The sequence below is a fragment of the Streptomyces hokutonensis genome (assembly GCF_042751305.1).
Lineage (GTDB): Bacteria > Actinomycetota > Actinomycetes > Streptomycetales > Streptomycetaceae > Streptomyces > Streptomyces hokutonensis_A.
On record NZ_JBHYWD010000001.1, the window covers coordinates 368313 to 388541 of the forward strand.

Sequence of the window (20229 nt, forward strand, 5' to 3'; positions counted from 1 at the left end):
ACACCACCCCGTACCACCTCAACCCCACACCAAAACAACCCCCCAAACCCGTGCCCCCCCCCCCACTGTGAGGACTCCACAGGCATATGCGCGGCCCGCCTGAGATCTTGCGGACCGTGTTTTTGTTTGTTGCAGAGTTCTGTCTAGTTATTGCGTGATCATGTCTATGACATTACGGTCCCCCATGCATCGTCACCAACCCCCCGTCTCCCTCCCCTCCCTGGCGATGCCAGCGGAACAATCGCGGCATTTCGTGATCAAAGGAGTGGCACGTGTTCCATTCCATCCGAGATCTGAGACGAGCCCTCGTCTGGGCGGTCGGCACCGTGATGCTGGCCGCCGTAGGCGTCTTCGCTCTGGCGGCACCACCCGCCTCGGCGGCGTCCACCGCCACCGGCGGCAGCGGCGCGAGCCTGCCCTACGCCGAGGTACAGGCGGAGAACTCCGCCACCAACGGCACGAACATCGGCCCGAGTTACACCGCGGGCCAGCTCGCCGACGAGGCGTCGTACCGCAAGGCGACGACCCTCCAGGGCACCGGCCAGTACGTCACCTTCACCACGCCGGTGGCGACCAACTCGATCAACTTCCGGTACAGCATCCCGGACACCTCGGGCGGCTCGGTGTACACCGCCGCGCTGTCGCTGTACGTCAACGGCGTCAAGCAGCCCGACTTCACCCTGACCAACGCCTACAGCTGGTACTACGGCAGCTACCCCTTCACCAACACCCCGGGCAGCAACCCGCACCACTTCTACGACGAGGCCCACCGCCTGTTCTCCACCACCTATCCGGCGGGCACGACCTTCAAGCTCCAGGTCGACGCGGGCGACTCCGCCTCCTCGTACACCATCGACTTCGCCGACTTCGAGCAGGTCGGCGCCGCCCTGACCGCCCCCTCCGGCTCGGTGTCGGTCACCAGCAAGGGCGCCGACGCGACCGGCGTGGCCGACGCGACCAGCGCCTTCAACGCCGCGATCAGCTCGGCTGGCCCCGGCGGCACCGTCTGGATCCCGCCGGGCACCTTCAACATCCCCGGCCACATCAGCGTCAACAACGTCACGATCGCCGGCGCCGGCATGTGGTATTCGACCGTCACCGGCACGGCCCCCGGCTTCTACGGCAACTCGGCGCCCAACGCGAGCACCGGTGTCCGCCTGCAGAACTTCGCGATCTTCGGCAATGTGCAGGAACGCGACGACAGCGCCCAGGTCAACGGCATCGGCGGCGCGATGAGCAGCTCCACCGTGTCCAACCTGTGGATCGACCACATGAAGGTCGGCGCCTGGATGGACGGGCCGATGGACGGGCTGACGTTCATCGGCATGCGCATCCGGGACACCACCGCCGACGGCATCAACTTCCATGGCGGCGTCACCAATTCGAAGGTGACCAACAGCGACATCCGCAACACCGGCGACGACGGCATCGCCACCTGGGCGGACTCCGCCATCGGAGCCGACGCCAACGACACGATCTCCAACAACACCGTGTCCCTGCAGATCCTCGCCAACGCCATCGCGATCTACGGCGGCCACGACAACACCGTCAGCGGCAACCGGGTCGTCGACACCGGCATCGCCCAGGGCGGCGGCATCCACGTGGGGCAGCGCTTCACCTCGACGCCGGTCGGCACCACCACGATCTCCGACAACACCATGGTCCGGGCCGGCAGTCTCGACCCCAACTGGCAGTTCGGCGTGGGCGCGTTGTGGTTCGACGGCAGCCAGGGCGCGATCACCGGACCCATCAACGTGACCAACGCGCTGATCCAGCAGAGCCCCTACGAAGCGGTCCAGTGGGTCGAGGGCACCATCAGCGGGGTCAACCTCAACAACGTGACCATCGCCGGCACCGGAACCTTCGCCCTCCAGGAACAGACGGGCGGCGCCGCCAAGTTCACCAACGTCACGGCCACCGGCGTCGGTTACTCGAACCCGGTGTACAGCTGCTCGGGCGGCAACTTCGTGGTCACCGACGGCGGCGGCAACTCCGGTATCAGCGGCACGCCCTACTGCGGCGGCTGGCCGGCCCCGGTGTATCCGCCGTATCCGCCCGAAGGCGTGACCGCCACCCCCGGCGCGCTCAACTTCGGTTCGGTGGCGACCGGTTCGACGAGCGACACCCAGACCGTGACGGTCTCCAACCCGACCGGCTCCGCGGCGTCCGTCTCCTCGATCTCCACCAGCGGCGACTACTCCCAGACCAACACCTGCGGTTCGTCGATCGCGGCCCACGGCTCCTGCACGGTCAGCGTGAAGTTCGCGCCGACCGCGACGGGCAGCCGTAGCGGCGTCTTGACCGTCAACGCGGGCGGGGTCACCAACACGGTCACCCTCTCCGGTACCGGCACCGCGCCGGGACCGGTGCTGAACACCGATCCGGCGAGTCTGTCCTTCGACGGTACGGTGGTCGGCTCGTCGGCCGCCGCGCAGACGGTGAAGGTGACGAACTCGGGCACCGCGTCGGCGACGGTCTCCGCGGTCGCGGCGACCGGTGACTTCAGCCAGACCAACAACTGTTCCACCCTCGCGGTCGGCGCCTCCTGCACGGTGACCGTCGGCTTCAAGCCCACCACGGGCGGAGCGCGCACGGGCAGCCTGACCGTCACCAGCAACGCCAACAACAGCCCGACCACGGTCACCCTGACCGGCACCGGCATCGACAGCACCACCAACATCGGCGCCGGACGGCCGGCCTCGGCGAGTTCGAGCGACAGTCCCTACGTCGCCTCGAACCTCACCGACCCGGACGCGTCGACGTACTGGGAAGGTACGAACGGCTCGTTCCCGCAGTGGGCACAGGTCGACCTCGGCCAGAACTACAGCGTCGGCAAGGTCGTCCTCAAACTCCCGCCGGCCACGGCATGGTCGGCCCGCACCGAGACCCTGTCGGTGCAGGGCTCCACGGACGGCTCCAGCTTCTCCACGGTCAAGGCATCGGCCGGATACACCTTCGACCCGAGCGCCAACGGCAACACCGTGACCATCACGTTCACCGCCGCCACGGCGCGCTATGTGCGGGTCAACATCAGCGCCAACACGGGCTGGAACGCTGCCCAGTTGTCGGACTTCGAGGTGTTCCCGAGCGGCGGCGGCTCCTCCCCGGCGACCCTGTCGGCCAGCCCGACGTCGTTGACGTATCCCACTCAGGCGCTCAACACGGCGAGCAGCGCGCAGTCGGTCACGGTGACGAACACGGGGACCGCCGCCGCGACCGTCTCCGGCGTCACCACCACGGGCGACTTCGCGCAGAGCAACACCTGCGGGACGTCGATCGCGGCGGGCGCCTCCTGCACGGTGGCCGTCACCTTCACACCCACCGCGTCCAGTACCCGCACCGGTGATCTCAGCATCGCCGACAACGCGTCGAACGGCACGACCACCGTCCAGTTGACCGGCACCGGAGCCGGCACGGTGAGCCGGAACCTGGCTGCGGGCGCGGCCACCACCGAGTCCAGCCACACCGACGTCTACGCCTCGTCGAACGTGACGGACGGCAACCAGGGCACCTACTGGGAGTCCGCCAACAACGCCTTCCCGCAGTGGGTCCAGGTCGACCTGGGCGCCGCGACCGGCGTCAGACGGATCGTCCTCAACCTCCCGCCGGCGACGGCCTGGTCCACCCGCACCCAGACCATCGCCGTCCAGGGCGGCACGGACGCCGGCACCTCCACCCAACTCCTCACGGCGGCGGGCTACACCTTCGACCCGGCGACCGGCAACACCGCGACCCTCACCCTCCCCTCCACGGTCAGCGTCCGCTACGTACGGCTCACCATCTCCGCCAACAACGGCTGGCCGGCCGGGCAGGTCTCGGAGTTCCAGGTGTTCGGAGCCTGAGAAGCGGGCGGTGTCGCGTCAGCCCCCGCCGTCGAGGTCCGTGCGCTGCCGCACCACCCGCAACTCGCGGTCCAGCAACTCCACTTCGTAGAGCTTGCCGCGCGCGTTCTCAAACGGGCGGTGGAGGATCATCATCAACCGCCCGTCGAACGTGGGGAACAGCATGCCGTGCCCGCTGTCCTCCCGTACCAGCGGCCGGTGTTGACGCCACGGCCCGCTGAGTTCGCCCGACTCCGAGACGGCGTACGTCTGGACGTAGCCGCCGCTCAGGGTGCCGTCCGGGTCGGCACGGTTCTTCTCGTACGTCGACCACAGCATGAGCAGGGAACCGTCGGGGGTACGGTACAACTGCGGCCCGTCCGTGACGTAGGGCGGGAGTTGGTGCGGGACACCGGCCGGGATCTCCTCGCCGATCCAGGACGCGTCCGAGGCCTTGAACAGGAAGACCGGATCGCCGATCGTCCCGGTCAGGTCCGGGGCCAGCCGGATCGCCTCCATCGTGCCGTCGACGGTCTGCAGCCACTCGTGCGCGTACACCATCCACGGCTGCCCGGACGGGTCGACGTACAGCGTGCCGTCCAGGGTCATGAGGTGCTCGGGCGGGGTGGGACGTAGCGGGTCGACCGCGGTGAAGGGGCCCAGCAGGGAATCGGACACGGCCGTGACCGTGCCGCGCCGGTGGTTCGGGAGGGCGAACGGTGTGCCCCATCTGCCAGTTGGCGGCACCGGGAGCGGGCTCTTCTCGTCGTGCAGCGTGGTGAACAGGTAGTACCTGCCGTCCCACGCGTGCACCTCCGGCGCCCAACCGCCGTCGCCCGCCCAGAGGTCGGTCTGCTCCGAAGCCAGGAACACCACCGCGGGACGGGTCCAGTCGCGCAGGTCGTGACTGCGGTAGACCATCGTGCCGACGCCCTCCACACCCGACACGGACGGCTCGTTGGACGTGTAGAGGTGATAGGTGCGCGTGTCCTCGTCGGCGACGACGAACGGATCGTGCAGGGGCATGTCGGGGAGCCGCATGGGCTCACTCACCGGGATCACCATGCTGTCACCGTAGGGCCCACATCTCCCATGCGCATCACCACTGTTGAGGGAAAAACGCTTGGACCGCACCGGTCCCCGCGCGGGACACTGCCATTCCTGGCCAGCGCCGATGCCGGGCGCCGTACTAAATCATGGGGTGGGGATGGGAACGCCTGAATCGCGCGAGGCCGGGTCGCGCCGGGGCTCGGTGCTGCTCGCACTGCGTTACTACGGACGGGAGTTGGCCCGGCTCCGCCGATGGACCGCGCCCGGCACACTGCTGCCCGCGCTGGGCAACATCGGCATCAACTACATCGCGCCGCTGATCGTCGCGAAGCTCGTCGGCCGGATCGCCGACGACAAAGGCATCGGCGTCGGCTCGACCCTGCCGTACGTCCTCGGGTTCGCCGCTGTCCTGCTCTTCTCCGAGGTGCTGTGGCGGCTCGGACTGCACTGTCTGAACCGGCTGGACGCGCTCGGCATCGAGCACCTGTATGTGATCGGCATGGACGAACTGTTCGCCAAGGACGCCGCGTTCTTCCACGAGAACTTCGCCGGGTCCCTCACCAAGCGGGTGCTGAGCTTCGCCTCCCGCTTCGAGGAGTTCGTCGACACGATGACCTTCCAGGTCGTCGGCAGCCTGGTGCCGCTGCTGTTCGGCTCGGTCGTGCTGTGGCGCTACGAACCGCTGCTCGTCGTAGGGCTGTTGGTGATGATCGCGCTCACCGCCCTGGTCGTGGCACCCCTCATCCGGCGCCGTCAGGCACTCGTCGACCAGCGCGAGGAGGCCATCGCCCGGGTCTCCGGCCATGTCGCCGACAGCCTGATGAACATGGACACGGTCCGCGCGTTCGCCGCCGAGGAACGCGAGGCCGCCGAACACCGCTCCCGCGTCGCCAAGTCACGACGGCTGACCCTGCGCTCCTGGGACTACGGCAACCTGCGCATCGACACCATCGTCGCGCCACTGTCCGTACTCACCAACGCACTTGGCCTGCTGCTCGCGGTCGCGCTCGGCGGCGGCGAGCACGGAGTCGAGGCGGTCGTCGTCGCGTTCACGTACTACTCCAACGCGACCCGGATCATGTTCGAGTTCAACCAGATCTACCGGCGCCTGGAGAGCTCGATGACCGAGGCCGCCCAGTTCACCGAACTGCTGCTGGCCTCGCCCACCGTGCTCGACCCGGACACGCCGGAACCGCTGCTCTCCCGCGCCGCCGACGTCCGCTTCGAGAACGTGACCTTCGCCCACGCGGGCGCCGACACCCTCTTCGACGGCCTCGACCTGAACGTCCCCAGCGGGACGAAGATCGGGCTCGTCGGCCGGTCCGGCGGCGGCAAGACCACGCTCAGCCGGCTGCTGCTGCGCATGACGGACATCGACGCCGGCCGCATCCTGATCGGCGGTCAGGACATCAGCCGGCTGCGCCAGGCCGACCTGCGGAGCCTGATCGCCTACGTCCCGCAGGACCCGGCGATGTTCCACCGCACCCTGCGGGAGAACATCGCGTTCGCCCGGCCCGACGCCACCGACGCCGAGGTCCGCCGGGCGGCCGAGGCGGCGCATGTCACCGAGTTCGCCGACGGGCTGCCGGACGGCTTCGACACGATGGTGGGGGAGCGCGGGATCAAGCTCTCCGGCGGACAGCGCCAACGCGTCGCCCTGGCCCGGGCGATCCTGCGCGACGCGCCGATCCTGCTGCTCGACGAGGCCACCAGCGCCCTCGACTCCGAGAGCGAGGTCCTCGTCCAGGAGGCGCTGTGGCGGCTCATGGAGGGGCGGACCGCACTCGTCGTCGCGCACCGGCTGAGCACGGTCGCCGGTATGGACCGGCTGGTCGTCCTCGACCGCGGCCGGATCGTCGAACAGGGCACCCACCAGGAGCTGTTGGCGGCCGAGGGCGCCTACGCGAAGCTCTGGCAGCACCAGTCGGGCGGCTTCCTCGACGAGAGTCCCGAGCGCGCCGCCGACCTGCGCTGACGTCCCGGACACCGGCCCGGTGTCCGGGATTTCCGGCGCGCTCGTGGACAACCGGTTTCTAGCAAACGGTGTTCCAGGACTGTGTCGTCGAGGTCATCCAGTCTTTTCGAAAGTTCGCTCAAGGTCTTGACGCCGTTTCCGAGCCGGAAGAAGCTCTGCCCCAACGCGTGACAACCGGTTTCTATTGGAGGTGCCGGTGTCGAGAGCGCGAGCGCGCGGAGGGCCGAAGGGCTGAGCACGGTCGCGGGCTCGACACCGGCTGGAGCGCCCCGCAGGTGAAGGAGCAAATCAAATGAGGAGTCGCAGCATGAACACGCCCCTTTCCCGTCGTACGGCCCTGCAAGCCGCCGGTGCCACCGCGCTCGCCGCCGGTCTGTCCGGGCTGACCGCCACGGCGGCGCACGCCGGTGACGGCCACAACTCCCTCCCGAAGCTGGTGACTTACCCGCGCCCCGCGACCATGCCGGCCAACACCAGCTTTCAGGTGCGGGTCCGTACCGCTCCCGACGGCGCCTGGCAGACCCTCGACATCTACCGGCCGCAGTTCGAGGAGATCAACGCCACCACCGGGTCGGGCAAGGTCTACAACTCCTCGATGGCGTACTTCGACTTCAACGGCTCGGTGGAGATCGAGGTGACGTACCTCAAGGGCGGTACCACCAAGGCCCGGGTGAGACCGGACGCGCTGGGCATCAAGCCCGAACTCCTCGGCGACACCCTGCGGTTCACCCTCGACGCGCCGAAGGACGTCGTCGTCCAGATCAACGACGAGATCTTCGACGCGCTGCACTTGATCACCAACCGCGTCGAACACCACGCCCCGTCCGCCGACGATCCGGACGTCATCTACTTCGGCCCCGGCGTCCACACCGTCACCGGCAACGTCCTCCTGGTCCCCAGCGGCAAGACGGTCTACCTCGCGGGCGGCGCCGTCCTGACCGCGCAGGTCTACTTCAAGGACGTGGAACGGTCCAAACTCATCGGGCGCGGGGCGCTCTACAACAACCCCGGCGGCGCCATCCTCTGCGAGGGCAGCAAGAACATCCGCGTCGAGGACGTCATCATCCTCAACCCGGCCGGCTACGCGGGCACGTTCGCCGAGAGCGACAACGTCCACATCAAGAAGGCACGCGCGTTCAGTTCGAAGGGCAACGGCGACGGATTCGACGTCTTCTCCTCGACCCGGATCACCTTCGACGGCTGCTTCATGCGCAACTCCGACGACTGCATCGCCATCTACTGCCACCGCTGGAACTACTACGGCGACACCCGCGACATCACCGTCAAGAACTGCACCCTGTGGGCCGATGTCGCCCACCCGATCAACGTCGGCACGCACGGCAACTCCGATGCCCCCGAGACGATCGAGAACCTCGTCATCCAGAACATCGACATCCTCGACCACCGCGAACCCCAGATGAACTACCAGGGCTGCATCGCCCTCAACCCCGGCGACTCCAACCTCATCAAGAACGTCCGCATCGAGGACGTACGGATCGAGGACTTCCGCTGGGGCCAGGTCATTTACATGAAGGTGATGTTCAACACGAAGTACAACACCTCGGTGGGCCGCGGCATCGACGGCGTCTACGTCAAGAACCTCAGCTACACGGGCACCCACGCCAACCCGTCGCTCTTCCTCGGCTACGACGCCGAACACGCCATCAACAACGTCACGTTCGAGAACCTGGTGATCAACGGGCTGGTCGTCGCCGACTCGATGAAGAAGCCGAGCTGGTACTACACCACCGACGCGATCCAGTGGTTCTACAACGAGCACGTCACCAACCTGAGGTTCCTCACGACCGCCGAGGCCGAGGCGGCTGCGGCGTCATGACGGAGCGCTTCGCTGGAAGGGCGGGGCGGGGTTGTCGGTCGGCTGCGGTGCCGTTGGGGCTGGTCGCGCCCCGCGGCGGAGCCGCTGATGAATACAGCCCCGCGCCCCTTTGGGGCGCTGTTGCAGAGCCGCAGTCGAATACACCGGGTCCGCTCAGCCGCCGGGGTTTCCTCGGTGGCGCCGCCCTCCTGTGGGCCTCGGGCGCGAGCGGACTGCTCGTGCCCGGGCGGGCCGCTGCCGTCCCGGGCGACACCGAGGTGACCTTCTCCCACCCCGGCCTGCTGCACACCGCCGACGACCTCGCCCGGATGAAGGCGGCGGTCGCCGCCAAGCAATCCCCGGTCTACGACGGCTACTTGGCACTCGCGGCCCACGCGCGCTCCTCTTCGTCGTACACCGTGCAGAACACCGGCCAGATCACCACGTGGGGCCGCGGCCCCGCCAACTACCAGAGCCAGGCCGTCGCCGACTCGGCCGCCGCCTACCAGAACGCCCTCATCTGGGCGGTCACCGGCGACACCGCGCACGCCGACAAGGCCCGCGACATCCTCAACGCCTGGTCCGCCTCGCTCACCGCCATCACCGGAGCCGACGGCCCCCTCGGTGCCGGCCTCCAGGCCTTCAAGTTCGTCAACGCGGCCGAACTCCTCCGCCACACCGGCTACGACGGCTGGAACGCTGCCGACATCGCCCGCTGCGAGGACTCCTTCCTCCGCGTCTGGTACCCGGCGCTCTCCTGCTACACCCTCTACGCCAACGGCAACTGGGACCTGACGTCCCTTCAATCCCTACTGGCCATAGGGGTGTTCTGCGAAGAACCCACCCTCTTCTACGACGCGCTCCGCTTCGCCGCGGCCGGTGCCGGCAACGGCAGCGTCCTCCACCGCATCGTCACCGCCGCCGGCCAGGGCCAGGAGAGCGGCCGGGACCAGGGCCACGAACAACTCGCGGTCGGTCTGCTCGCCGACGCCGCGCAGGTCGCCTGGAACCAGGGCGTCGACCTCTGGGGCTTCGACGACAACCGCATCCTCGCCAACGTCGAGTACGCCGCCCGCTACAACCTCGGCGGCGACGTCCCCTTCGTTCCCGACCTCGACCGCACCGGCAAGTACATCAAGCTGTCTGTCTCGGCCATTTCACGCGGCACCCTGCCGCCGATCTACGAGATGGCGTACGCGCACTACGCGGGCGTGCGCAGCCTCGACACCCCGTACACGAAGAACGCCGTCTTCCGTGGCACCGGTGGCACCCGGATAGTCGAGGGCAGCAACGACGACCTGCCGAGCTGGGGCACCTTCGCCTACGCCGGCGCCACGGCATCCGCACCGACCCTGCCGACACCGCCGGCCGGTGTCACAGCCGTGGGCAACGACCATTCCGTGCAGGTGAGTTGGCTGCCGTCGACCTGGGCCGACTCCTACACGGTCCTGCGGGCGAGCGACGTCGACGGCCGCTATGTGAGGGTCGCGTCCGGGGTCGGGCAGCCGACGTACACCGACCGGGACGTGCACGCGGGGCGTACCTACTACTACACGGTCTCGGCCTCCAACACCATGGGGGAGAGCGGCAGTTCGACATGGGCAGCCGCCTCCGCCGGTCTCCCCGGCCCCTGGTCGACCCAGGACATCGGGGACGTGAGGATCCCCGGTTCCGCCGTCTTCGACGGTGAGCGCTTCGTCCTGGAGGCGAGCGGCACCGCCGAAACCTACCGGCTCGTCCACCTCCCGCTGCGCGGCGACGGCACGGTCACCGCGCGGATCGTGTGGCCGCTCAGCTCGCAGTACTCCAAGATCGGCGTCACCGTCCGCGCTTCCCTCGATGCGGGCGCGGCACACGCCTCGATGCTCATCCAGGGCCTGCCGCTGCACACCTGGAGCGGGGTGTTCTCCACCCGGCCCGCTACCGGCGCCGAGGTCTCCGAGACCGGCAGCACGCCCGTGCCGCCCTCGCAGCAGCAGGCGATCACTGTGAACGCGTCCTTCCCGATCTCCAATCTCGGCGCGCTGCCCGAGTCGGCCACCCCGCTGGAGGCGCCGTACGTCGAGGGCGCGGGCGACGGCTACCGGCTGCGCAAGCCCTACTGGGTGCGGGTGACCCGCAAGGGTGCGCGCTGCACCGGCGCCATCTCGCCGGACGGCGTCCACTGGACCGAAGTCGGTTCCGCCGAGGCCGAGTTGGGGCGCACCGCCTACGCGGGCCTCGCCCTCATCTCCTGCCTCGGCGTCGACCAGGACTACACCGAGACCGGCACCGGCGCCTTCGACAACGTCGGCGTGACGTCCGCGAAGGGCACGGTCTGGCACGTACCCCGGCCGGCCCGCACCGCCACTGACCTGAGAGCCGAAACCGGTGCCGACGCCGTCGAGTTGGCCTGGTCCGGCCCGGACCTGTCCGCCGAGTACACGGTCCTGCGCGCCACCCGAGCCACCGGACCGTACAAGACCCTCGCCACCCGCGTCGGCCCGGTCGGCTTCGGCACGCGCATCCGGTACGTCGACGCGACGGGGACGCCTGGAACGGCGTACCACTACACGGTCGCGAAGACGAACGCCGATGGACGCGGGCCGCGTTCGACACCGGCGCGGGCCGTGATGCCGACCCCCTCCGTGCCCCAACTCACCTCCGCGAACGCCGTGTTCACGAACGACGGAGCCGACTTCCGCCATCTGCTGCGGGCCTCGCACGAGCCCGTGCGGTTCACCGCGGACGGCCTGCCCGCCGGTCTGCGCATCGACCGGCGTACCGGGCTCATCTCCGGAATCCCCACGGAGGCAGGGGAGTTCACGGTCGCGACCACTGCCGCCAACGCCTCAGGGACCGCCATCGGTACCCTCGCCCTCACCGTCGGCAGCGCGCCGCCCGCGCCGTGGACGTACGGCGACCTCGGCGACACCGTGCTCGACGACCGGGCCTTCGGGACGCTGGGCGTGGTGGCGATCACCACGCCGGGCAGCACGTCGTACGACGGCGGGACCTTCACCGTGCGGGGCGCGGGAGTCGACCTGAACGCCAATGGCCAGGGAATGACAGGGCAGTTCGTGCGGCGGCCCGTCAGCGGTGACTGCGAGGTCGTCGCCCGGCTCGTCTCCCGGACCGGTGCGACGGCCGACCGGGTGGGCTTGCTCATGGCGAAGTCGCTGTCGCCGTTCGACCAGGCGGCGGGCGTGATCGTCAGCGGTCGGACGACCGCGCAGCTCATGCTCCGCAAGACCGTGGCCGGTGCCTCCGCCTTCACCGGCGGTGCCGCTGTCACCCTCCCCGCCCTGCTGCGGTTGAAGCGTGCCGGGACCGTTTTCAGCGCAGCCCTGTCCACCGATGACGGTGTCACCTGGACCCCCCTCGCCGACGGAGAGATCCCCGGCTTCGGTGACGCCCCTTACTACGTCGGTCTGGTGGTCTGCTCGCGCAGTCAACCGGTCCGCTGCACCGCGGAGTTCGACGAGGTGAGCATCGCGCCCACCTGATCCTCCACGGATTGGAGATGCACAGCAATGAGCCGCACTTCCCCCCACGAGCACCTCCGCAGAACAGAGTTGAGCCGCCGCGGTCTGTTGAGGACCGCGGGCGGGCTCACCGCAGCCGTCGCTCTCGGCGGCGCCGTGGTGGCCACGACCGCGCACGCGGCCCCGGCCACCTTCACCCACCCCGGCATGCTGCACAACGCCGGAGACATCAACCGGGCCAAGGTCAGGGTCGCGGCGGGAACCGACCCCTGGCTGTCCGGCTGGAACAAGCTGACCGCCAACTCCCATTCGCAGTCGACCTGGACGAACCGGGCGACGGCGACGATCATCCGGGGCGGTGACGGCCAGAACTACAGCCTGCTCTACAACGACATCGCCGCCGCCTACCAGAACGCCCTGCGCTGGAAGGTCGGCGGCACCGAGGCGAACGCCGTGTGCGCCGCGAACATCCTCAACGCCTGGTCGTCGACGCTGACTTCGGTCACCGGAAACGCCGACCGGTTCCTCGCCGCCGGCCTCTACGGCTGGCAGTTCGCCAACGCCTGCGAACTCATGCGGGACTACAGCGGGTTCAACCTGTCTGCTGCCCAGCAGATGCTGGCGAACGTCTTCTACCCGCTCAACAACAGCTTCCTGACCAACCACAACGACGCCTGCATCACCAACTACTGGGCCAACTGGGACCTGTGCAACATGGCGTCGATTCTGGCCATCGGGATCCTCAACGAGGACAGCGCCAAGTACGACCAGGCCGTCACGTACTTCAAGTCGAGTGCGGGCAACGGCTCGATCGCGCACGCCGTGCCGTATCTGTACACCGACTCGGACGGCTACGCGCTCGGCCAGTGGCAGGAGTCCGGCCGCGACCAGGGCCACACCGTCATGGGCATGGGGCAGCTGGGCGCCGTGTGCGAGATGGCCTGGAACCAGGGCGACGACCTGTACTCGTACGACAGCCGCCGCTTCATGAAGGCCGCCCAGTACGTCGCGAAGTACAACGCGGGCAGCGACGTGCCCTTCACCACCTACACCTGGGGCACCGGGCAGAGCTGCGCCTCGTCCTCCCAGACGGTGATCTCCTCCGCCTCGCGCGGCCAGATCCGGCCGGTGTGGGCGATGCTCCACTTCCACTACAACCGGCGGATCGGCCTCGACGACAAGTACATCTCGGCCATGTACTACGACCTCGTCGCACCCGAGGGCGGGGGAGGTGACTACGGCTCCGACAGCGGTGGCTACGACCAGCTCGGCTTCGGGACCCTGATGTACGCGAAGTAGCGGCCCGGCATGTCCACGGGTCGGGACCTGTGCCCGACCCGTGGACGCCCTCTTGACCCCGGGCGACGGTGGATCGACACTCCAGTAGGGAATCCTAGTGAACAGGTAGGGAAACATGGGGCGCCTTGAGCCGGTCACCGCGAGCCGAGTGGACCGTTCGCCCCTTCTGACCTCCCGCCGTCACATCGATCTGCTGCGGGTCTGCAGCGCCATGAGCCCACTGCGCTGAGCCCCTCCACCGTTCGACGACGCTTCCGCCGCGCGTACGTCCACGCGCCCGTACCCGGGGAGTCCCATGTCCGTAACGCCTCTCGCCGCCGTCCCCTCACCCCGCTCCGCGCCACAGTTCAGGGGCCGGATCGGGCGCGACGCGCGCAGCGGGCACTACGCCGTTCCGCGCCGCTACCGCCTCCATCTGTCCACCGCCTGCGCCGACGGCCTGCGCATCGCCGTCACCCACAGCCTGCTCGGCCTCCACGAGAGCTGTCCGGCCGTGTTCCTGTCCGCCGTACCAGACTGTCCGAGTGGTGGACACTCCGCGCTGCGCCCGCTCTACGAGGCGAGCGCCCACCGCTACTCCGGACCGGCCGCCGCGCCCGTGCTCAGCGACGACTGGTCCGGCCGCATCGTCAGCACCCACGCCCCCGACATCACCCGCGACCTCGCCCGGTACTTCGGCGCGGGCGGACCCGAGCTCTACCCGTGCGGTGCCGAGTCGGAGATCGAGGCCGTCGAGCGGCTCTGCGCGCAGGGCATCGAGGACGCGGCACAGCGTGCCGGCGCGGTCGGCGGCGAACAGGCGGAGCGCGACGAGGCGCTGGAACGGCTGCTGGAGACGCTGGGCTCGCTCGACCGCTGGCTGGACGGCCGCGAGCACATGATCCGCGACGAACTCACCGCCGCCGACGTCGAGTTGTGGGTGACGCTGGTGCAACTGGACACCGTTCACCGCTACCACCTCGACGCCGCCGCCGTGCAGCGCATCGCCGACCACCCCCACCTGTGGGCCTACGCCCGCCGACTGGCCGCCCACCCGGCCTTCGGCACCCACCTAGACCTCGACGGCATCGCCCGCCGCCACCACGCCCGCTGCCAGGGCCTGGAGGCCGCCGGCGCCGCTGTCCAGATCCTGGACTGGGCGGCCCATGCGGCGGACGAAACGGGAGCTTGCCGCAGTTGAGCGGCGTCCGCGCCGTCCACTTGGTGGACGGCCGTTGACATTCGTTCGGGCAATTGTCTTAACTTGCGGCCAGAACGGTCATGAGTGTCAGCGACAAGCCCTGGCTTGCTGACCGGCAACCCTCGCACGCGGTGGGGTGCCCCAGGTGACGACCGGACCGGATGACGTTTCGGTAAGCGCGAGGCCCTGCGGGGTCGGAACAGTGACAGGTGACGCCATGTACGCAGCTCCCAGGACGGCCACATGCCGCCCGCAGGGCTGCGTACGGTCGTACGCCAACCTGTTCGTCGCCGACCGCGCTGTCGATCTGCTCCGGGTCAGCAGCGCACTGTGTACCGCGTCGGGCCACGCCCGCTGTCGGGCCTGACGACCAGTCGGCCGACGCATCTCTGACGCACACCCGATCCCGTCGGTGTGCCTGCCCCCTTCCCCGCCCCCGGTCCCGCGCACCGCGCGTGCCGCCAGCCGTCGCGCGCCCACCGCCACGGACCGGGGTCTGTGAACCTGCCGGAGCCCACCATGAGTGAACCCCCAGGCACCACCGTGTCCCTGGCCGACGCCCCCTCGGCCGACGCACCGTCAAAACCCCTCACGGCACAGCGAGTTCAGCCGCTGCGCCGCCCGGGGCGGTGGATCGTCACGCTGGTCGTGCTGGTGCTGATCGCCCAGTTCGTCCACGGACTGGTCACCAACTCCTTCTACCAGTGGGACCGTTTCGGCTACTGGTTCCTGCGCCCGACCATCCTCGACGGACTCGTCATCACCCTCGAAGTGGCCGCGCTCAGTGCCGTGTTGGGCCTCCTCGGCGGCATCCTGCTCGCCCTTGCCCGGCTGTCGAAGAGCCCCGTGCTGCGCGCCGCGAGCTGGACCTATGTGTGGGCGCTGCGCTCGATCCCGCTCATCGTGGTGCTGATCTTCCTCTACAACTTCAGCGCCCTCTACCAGACGCTCAGCATCGGCGTCCCGTTCGGCCCCGCCTTCTTCTCCTTCGACGAGTCGAAGCTCGCCACCGACATGGTCGTCGCCGTCGTCGGACTCAGCCTCAACGAGGCGGCGTACGCGGCCGAAGTGGTCCGCGGCGGCATCCTCTCCGTCGACCAGGGCCAGCACGAGGCGGCCTCCGCCCTCGGTCTCCCCAAGGGCTACCAGTTCCGCAGAATCGTCTTCCCGCAGGCGCTGCGCTCCATCACCCCGAACTATGTCAACCAGCTGATCGGCCTGATCAAGAGCACCTCCCTGGTCTTCTACGTCTCGCTGCTCGACCTGTTCGGCTCCGCGCAGACGATGGGCTCCACCTACCCCGGCGACATCGTGCCGCTGCTCCTGGTCGTCACCGTCTGGTACCTGATCCTGACCAGCGTGGTGTCCGTCATCCAGTTCTACGTCGAGCGCCACTACGCCCGGGGCGCCACCCGCTCCCTGCCGCCCACCCCGATCCAGAAACTCCGCAACGGTGTCACCGATCTGCGGGCCCGCATCCGCAGGGAGACCGCCGTATGACCACGAACACCGTCGAACCGCTGGCGGACATCACACCCGCCGCCGTAGAGGTGCACGACGTCCACAAGTGGTACGGCGCCCACCGGGTCCTGGACGGCGTCGACCTGACGGTACGGCCCGGCGAGGTCACCGTGATCCTCGGCCCCTCCGGTTCCGGCAAGTCCACGCTGCTGCGGGTCATCAACCACCTGGAGAAGCCCGAGATCGGCTACGTCAGCGTCAACGGCGAACTGATAGGGGTGAAGCAACAGGGCGGACGGCTCAAGGAGTTGAGTGAGCGCGCCATCCTCGCGCAGCGCAGCAGGATCGGGTTCGTCTTCCAGAACTTCAACCTCTTCCCGCACCTGACCGTGCTCGACAACGTGGCCGCGGCGCCCGTCGCCACCCGCAGGCTCGGCAAGCCCGAAGCCCTGGAACTGGCAAGGGAGTTGCTCGGCCGCGTCGGTCTCGCCGAGAAGACCGGCGCCTACCCGAGGCAGCTCTCCGGCGGCCAGCAGCAGCGCGTCGCCATCGCACGAGCCCTCGCCCTGCGGCCCGGCGTCATCCTCTTCGACGAGCCGACCTCCGCCCTCGACCCCGAGCTCGTCGGTGAAGTCCTGTCCGTCATCAAGGACTTGGCGACCAGCGGCACCACCCTCGTCATCGTCACCCACGAGATCGGCTTCGCCCGCGAGGTCGCCGACCGGGTCGTCTTCATCGACGGCGGAAAGATCGTCGAACAGGGCCCGCCCCACGAGGTCCTCGACAAGCCACAGCACGAACGGACCAGGGACTTCCTCAGCAAGGTCCTCTGAGCTTCACCTTCTCACCTTCAACAGCCCCGAACACCGAGCCTAGGAACAGCCATGTCTACGCCCAGCCTGCGCAGCAGAATCACTCGCGGACTCACCGCGGGAACCGTCCTCGCTTCCCTCGCCGGTGGTCTCGCGGCCTGCGGCGGCGACAGTGACGCGGCCACCACGTCCGGCAGTGCCGCCTCCGGCACGGTCACCGTGGGCGCCTTCTCCCTCGGTGCCGCCAAGCAGGCGACGCTCAAGGTCGCCGAAGTGAAGTCGATCAGCGCCGAGTTGCCCAAGGCGATAGCGAAGAGCGGCAAGCTGGAGGTCGGGGTCGGCTTCCTGCCCGCCGGTTCCCCGCCGCTCGGCTACGTCGGCTCGGACCAGAAGACCCTCACCGGTTCCGAGACCGACATCGCCCGCCTGGTCGCCGCCGTCCTCGGTCTCAAGCCGGAGCTGAAGAACTCCACTTGGGAGAACCTCTTCATCGGCCTCGACAGCGGCAAGGTCGACGTCGCCTTCTCCAACGTCACCGACACCGAGGAGCGCAAGGCGAAGTACGAGTTCGCCTCCTACCGCGAGGACAACCTCGGCTTCGCGGTGAAGGCCGACAACTCCTGGAACTTCGACGGCAATTACGAGAACCTCGCCGGCAAGACCGTCGCCGTGGGCGCCGGCACCAATCAGGAGCGGATTCTCCTGGAGTGGAAGAAGAAGCTGGCCGCCGAGGGCAAGAAGGCGCTCACCGTCAAGTACTTCCAGGACAACAACAGCACCTACCTCGCGCTGGCCTCCGGCAAGATCGACGCCTACCTCGCCCCCAACCCCTCGGTCGCCTACCAGGTCTCCTCGACCAAGGGCACGGCCAAGGCGGTCCGCAACGCGGGCACGTACTCCGGCGCCGGATCCACCCTCCAGGGCCTGATCGCGGCCACCGCGAAGAAGAACAGCGGCCTCGCCAAGCCCCTCGCGGACGCCATCAACTACCTGATCAAGAACGGCCAGTACGCCAAGTGGCTGGCCGCCTGGAACCTCTCCAACGAGGCCGTCGCCAAGTCCGAGATCAACCCGCCCGGACTGCCGAAGACCGACTCCTGACCCACCCTCTCGGCAAGGGGACCCCGCCGCGCCCCGGCGGGGTCCCCGCCCCGTGCGACCAGTACCGGAGCCGTCACCCGATGTCTTCCACCGCCAGTCTCGAAACGACCACCTCCCACGTCCTGGACAACCCGGCCTGGGCCGCGCTCACCGGCCCGCACGCCCACCTCGCCGAACGCGTCGGCCGCGCCGCCCGCTACCCCGTCGACGTGGCCGGCTTCAACGCCATCACCGACAACGACGACCCGCGCGCCTGGGCCGACCTGGCCACGCTCATCGGCCCCGGCGGCACCGCCGCGGTGCGCGGAGTGAGCCAGACCCCGGACGGCTGGGAGATCGTCCGTTCCGGACAGGGCGTCCAGCTCGTGGACACCGCTCTGCGGGCCGAGCCCGACCCCGAGGCCGTCCTCCTCGGCCCCGACGACGTGCCCGAGATCCTTGACCTCGTCGCCCGCACCGAACCCGGCCCCTACCTGCCCCGCACCGTCGAGATGGGCACCTACCTCGGCATCCGCCACGAAGGCAGACTCGTCGCCCTGGCCGGCGAACGCCTCCACCCGCCCGGCTGGACCGAGATCAGCGCCGTGTGCACCGACCCCGACCACCGCGGCCGGGGCCTGGCCACCCGCCTTGTCCGCGCCGTCGCCGCCGGCATCAAGGAACGCGGCGACCACCCCTTCCTGCACGCGGCGGCCACCAACACCAACGCCATCCGGCTCTACGAGTCGATCGGCTTCACCCTGCGCGCCCGTACGGTCTTCTCGCTCGTACGGTTCACCGGCCCGACTTCCGCCGCCGATCCGGAAGAAACGGCATAGCCGTGCGGTTGCCCCTGATGAAGCCGGAATCCGTGGAGGTGGAGCACATGTGTGGCGCCGCTGTCCTCCACGTGCGACTCACCACCCGCCAGCACATAGACCTGCTGCGCGTGGCCGGCGCGCTCTGTCGCCCCTGACCCCGTTGCTCCAGCCGCCGTGCGCCCGCTCCCAAGGGCCGGCGATCTCGTACGGACCTCCAGGAAGGCACCACTCGTGTCATCGACCTCACCTTCTCCTCTGCATCTCGCCGTCGCCCTCGACGGCACCGGCTGGCACCCCGCCTCCTGGCGCGAGCCGGTGGCCCGGCCCCGCGACCTCTTCACCGCCGCCTACTGGGCCGACCAGGTCGCCGAGGCCGAGCGCGGCCTCCTCGACTTCGTGACCTTCGAGGACGGCCTCGGCCTCCAGTCCTCGCACTACGGCGAGCTGGACGGCCGCACCGACCAGGTCCGCGGACGCCTCGACGCCGTACTGATCGCGGCCCGCATCGCACCGCTCACCAGCCACATAGGTCTGATCCCGACGGTGGTCTCCACACACACGGAGCCCTTCCACATATCCAAGGCGATCGCCACCCTCGACTACGTCAGCACCGGCCGCGCGGGTCTGCGGGTGCAGCTCTCCGCCCGGCCGCACGAGGCCGACCACTTCGGGCGCCGCACCTTCGAGCCGATCAGCTTGGAAAGCCTGCGCACCCCGGCCGGACAGGAGCGGCTCGCCGAGCACTTCGACGAGGCCGCCGACTACATCGAGGTCGTGCGCCGCCTCTGGGACAGCTGGGAGGACGACGCCGAGATCAGGGACATCGCCACCGGCCGCTTCGTCGACCGCGACAAGCTGCACTACATCGACTTCGAGGGCCGGCACTTCAGCGTCAAGGGCCCCTCCATCACGCCCCGGCCGCCGCAGGGCCAGCCGATCGTCAGCTGCCTGGCCCACCAGACCGTCCCGTACCGGCTGGTGGCCCGCGCCACCGACATCGGCTACGTCACCCCGCACGACTCCGACGACGCCCGGGCGATCGTCGCGGAGATCCGCGCCGAACAGCAGGCCGCCGGACGCGCCGACGAGCCCCTGCACATCTTCGGCGACCTGGTCGTCTTCCTCGACGACGACGAGGCCACGGCGATCGCCCGCCGCGAGCGCCTCGACACCCTCGCGGGAGAGCCGTACACCAGCGACGCCCGCATCTTCGCCGGCACGCCCGCCCAACTCGCCGACCTCCTCCAGGAGTTGCAGTCGACGGGACTCACCGGCTTCCGGCTGCGGCCCGCCGTCGCCGGACACGACCTGCCGGCGATCACCCAGGGGCTGGTCCCCGAACTCCAGCGCCGGAACGCCTTCCGCCGCGCCTACGAGGCCGACACCCTGCGCGGCCTGCTGGGGCTCGCCCGCCCCGCCAACCGCTACGCCGCTGCCGCGAACGCCTGAG

Annotated in this window: 14 protein-coding genes and 1 riboswitch; of the genes, 13 read left to right on the forward strand and 1 reads right to left on the reverse strand. The window is 69.2% G+C overall.

Annotated features, from left to right (window positions below; translation table 11 throughout):
* Window positions 1-272 precede the first annotated feature (272 nt).
* Window positions 273-3842: a choice-of-anchor D domain-containing protein gene (locus tag ACFXC1_RS01695; protein ID WP_381237308.1), complete on the forward strand. Its 3570-nt coding sequence runs from the start codon at window positions 273-275 to the stop codon at window positions 3840-3842.
* Between the two features lie 18 nt (window positions 3843-3860).
* On the opposite strand, the gene ACFXC1_RS01700 is transcribed toward ACFXC1_RS01695, so the two are convergent.
* Window positions 3861-4886, reverse strand: coding sequence for a glycoside hydrolase family 43 protein (locus ACFXC1_RS01700; protein WP_381237310.1), 1026 nt, complete (start codon window positions 4884-4886; stop codon window positions 3861-3863).
* A 142-nt stretch (window positions 4887-5028) separates the two neighbouring features.
* Between ACFXC1_RS01700 and ACFXC1_RS01705 the strand changes: the two genes are divergently transcribed.
* From ACFXC1_RS01705 to ACFXC1_RS01760, 12 genes are all read left to right on the forward strand, one after another.
* Window positions 5029-6846 carry an ABC transporter ATP-binding protein gene (locus tag ACFXC1_RS01705; RefSeq protein ID WP_381237312.1) on the forward strand — a complete coding sequence of 606 codons (1818 nt, stop codon included), beginning with the start codon at window positions 5029-5031 and terminating at the stop codon, window positions 6844-6846.
* Window positions 6847-7153: 307 nt separating this feature from the next.
* Window positions 7154-8683, forward strand: a complete 1530-nt coding sequence (locus ACFXC1_RS01710; protein ID WP_381237314.1) for a glycosyl hydrolase family 28 protein — start codon at window positions 7154-7156, stop codon at window positions 8681-8683.
* A 218-nt stretch (window positions 8684-8901) separates the two neighbouring features.
* A complete protein-coding gene (locus tag ACFXC1_RS01715; protein ID WP_381237317.1) occupies window positions 8902-12147 on the forward strand; it encodes an alginate lyase family protein in 3246 nt (1081 codons plus the stop codon).
* A 27-nt stretch (window positions 12148-12174) separates the two neighbouring features.
* Window positions 12175-13425 carry an alginate lyase family protein gene (locus tag ACFXC1_RS01720; RefSeq protein WP_381237319.1) on the forward strand — a complete coding sequence of 417 codons (1251 nt, stop codon included), beginning with the start codon at window positions 12175-12177 and terminating at the stop codon, window positions 13423-13425.
* A 115-nt stretch (window positions 13426-13540) separates the two neighbouring features.
* On the forward strand, window positions 13541-13654 hold the full coding sequence (locus ACFXC1_RS01725; protein ID WP_381237321.1) for a putative leader peptide: 114 nt from the start codon (window positions 13541-13543) through the stop codon (window positions 13652-13654).
* Between the two features lie 66 nt (window positions 13655-13720).
* Window positions 13721-14605 carry a glutathione S-transferase C-terminal domain-containing protein gene (locus tag ACFXC1_RS01730; RefSeq protein WP_381237322.1) on the forward strand — a complete coding sequence of 295 codons (885 nt, stop codon included), beginning with the start codon at window positions 13721-13723 and terminating at the stop codon, window positions 14603-14605.
* Between the two features lie 76 nt (window positions 14606-14681).
* Window positions 14682-14790, forward strand: a riboswitch (SAM riboswitch).
* A 334-nt stretch (window positions 14791-15124) separates the two neighbouring features.
* The gene (locus ACFXC1_RS01735; RefSeq protein WP_381237324.1) at window positions 15125-16105 is read left to right on the forward strand and encodes an amino acid ABC transporter permease; all 981 of its coding nucleotides are present in this window, start codon (window positions 15125-15127) and stop codon (window positions 16103-16105) included.
* Window positions 16102-16899, forward strand: a complete 798-nt coding sequence (locus ACFXC1_RS01740) for an amino acid ABC transporter ATP-binding protein (protein ID WP_381237327.1) — start codon at window positions 16102-16104, stop codon at window positions 16897-16899. The genes ACFXC1_RS01735 and ACFXC1_RS01740 overlap by 4 nt, the downstream gene beginning before the upstream one ends.
* Window positions 16900-16950: 51 nt before the next feature.
* On the forward strand, window positions 16951-17979 hold the full coding sequence (locus ACFXC1_RS01745; protein WP_381237329.1) for an ABC transporter substrate-binding protein: 1029 nt from the start codon (window positions 16951-16953) through the stop codon (window positions 17977-17979).
* Window positions 17980-18059: 80 nt separating this feature from the next.
* The gene (locus ACFXC1_RS01750) at window positions 18060-18797 is read left to right on the forward strand and encodes a GNAT family N-acetyltransferase (protein WP_381237331.1); all 738 of its coding nucleotides are present in this window, start codon (window positions 18060-18062) and stop codon (window positions 18795-18797) included.
* Between the two features lie 47 nt (window positions 18798-18844).
* Entirely contained in the window at window positions 18845-18934 is a 90-nt protein-coding gene (locus ACFXC1_RS01755) for a putative leader peptide (protein ID WP_353963778.1), read from the forward strand.
* Between the two features lie 76 nt (window positions 18935-19010).
* The gene (locus ACFXC1_RS01760) at window positions 19011-20228 is read left to right on the forward strand and encodes an LLM class flavin-dependent oxidoreductase (protein ID WP_381237333.1); all 1218 of its coding nucleotides are present in this window, start codon (window positions 19011-19013) and stop codon (window positions 20226-20228) included.
* Window position 20229: the final 1 nt, after the last annotated feature.

Coding starts and splice junctions, on each gene's coding strand:
- ACFXC1_RS01735 (WP_381237324.1), top strand. CDS start 15,125: ATGAGTGAACCCCCAGGCACCACCGTGTCCCTGGCCGACGCCCCCTCG.
- ACFXC1_RS01730 (WP_381237322.1), top strand. CDS start 13,721: ATGTCCGTAACGCCTCTCGCCGCCGTCCCCTCACCCCGCTCCGCGCCA.
- ACFXC1_RS01745 (WP_381237329.1), top strand. CDS start 16,951: ATGTCTACGCCCAGCCTGCGCAGCAGAATCACTCGCGGACTCACCGCG.
- ACFXC1_RS01740 (WP_381237327.1), top strand. CDS start 16,102: ATGACCACGAACACCGTCGAACCGCTGGCGGACATCACACCCGCCGCC.
- ACFXC1_RS01700 (WP_381237310.1), bottom strand. CDS start 4,886: ATGGTGATCCCGGTGAGTGAGCCCATGCGGCTCCCCGACATGCCCCTG.
- ACFXC1_RS01750 (WP_381237331.1), top strand. CDS start 18,060: ATGTCTTCCACCGCCAGTCTCGAAACGACCACCTCCCACGTCCTGGAC.
- ACFXC1_RS01705 (WP_381237312.1), top strand. CDS start 5,029: ATGGGAACGCCTGAATCGCGCGAGGCCGGGTCGCGCCGGGGCTCGGTG.
- ACFXC1_RS01720 (WP_381237319.1), top strand. CDS start 12,175: ATGAGCCGCACTTCCCCCCACGAGCACCTCCGCAGAACAGAGTTGAGC.
- ACFXC1_RS01755 (WP_353963778.1), top strand. CDS start 18,845: ATGTGTGGCGCCGCTGTCCTCCACGTGCGACTCACCACCCGCCAGCAC.
- ACFXC1_RS01710 (WP_381237314.1), top strand. CDS start 7,154: ATGAACACGCCCCTTTCCCGTCGTACGGCCCTGCAAGCCGCCGGTGCC.
- ACFXC1_RS01725 (WP_381237321.1), top strand. CDS start 13,541: ATGGGGCGCCTTGAGCCGGTCACCGCGAGCCGAGTGGACCGTTCGCCC.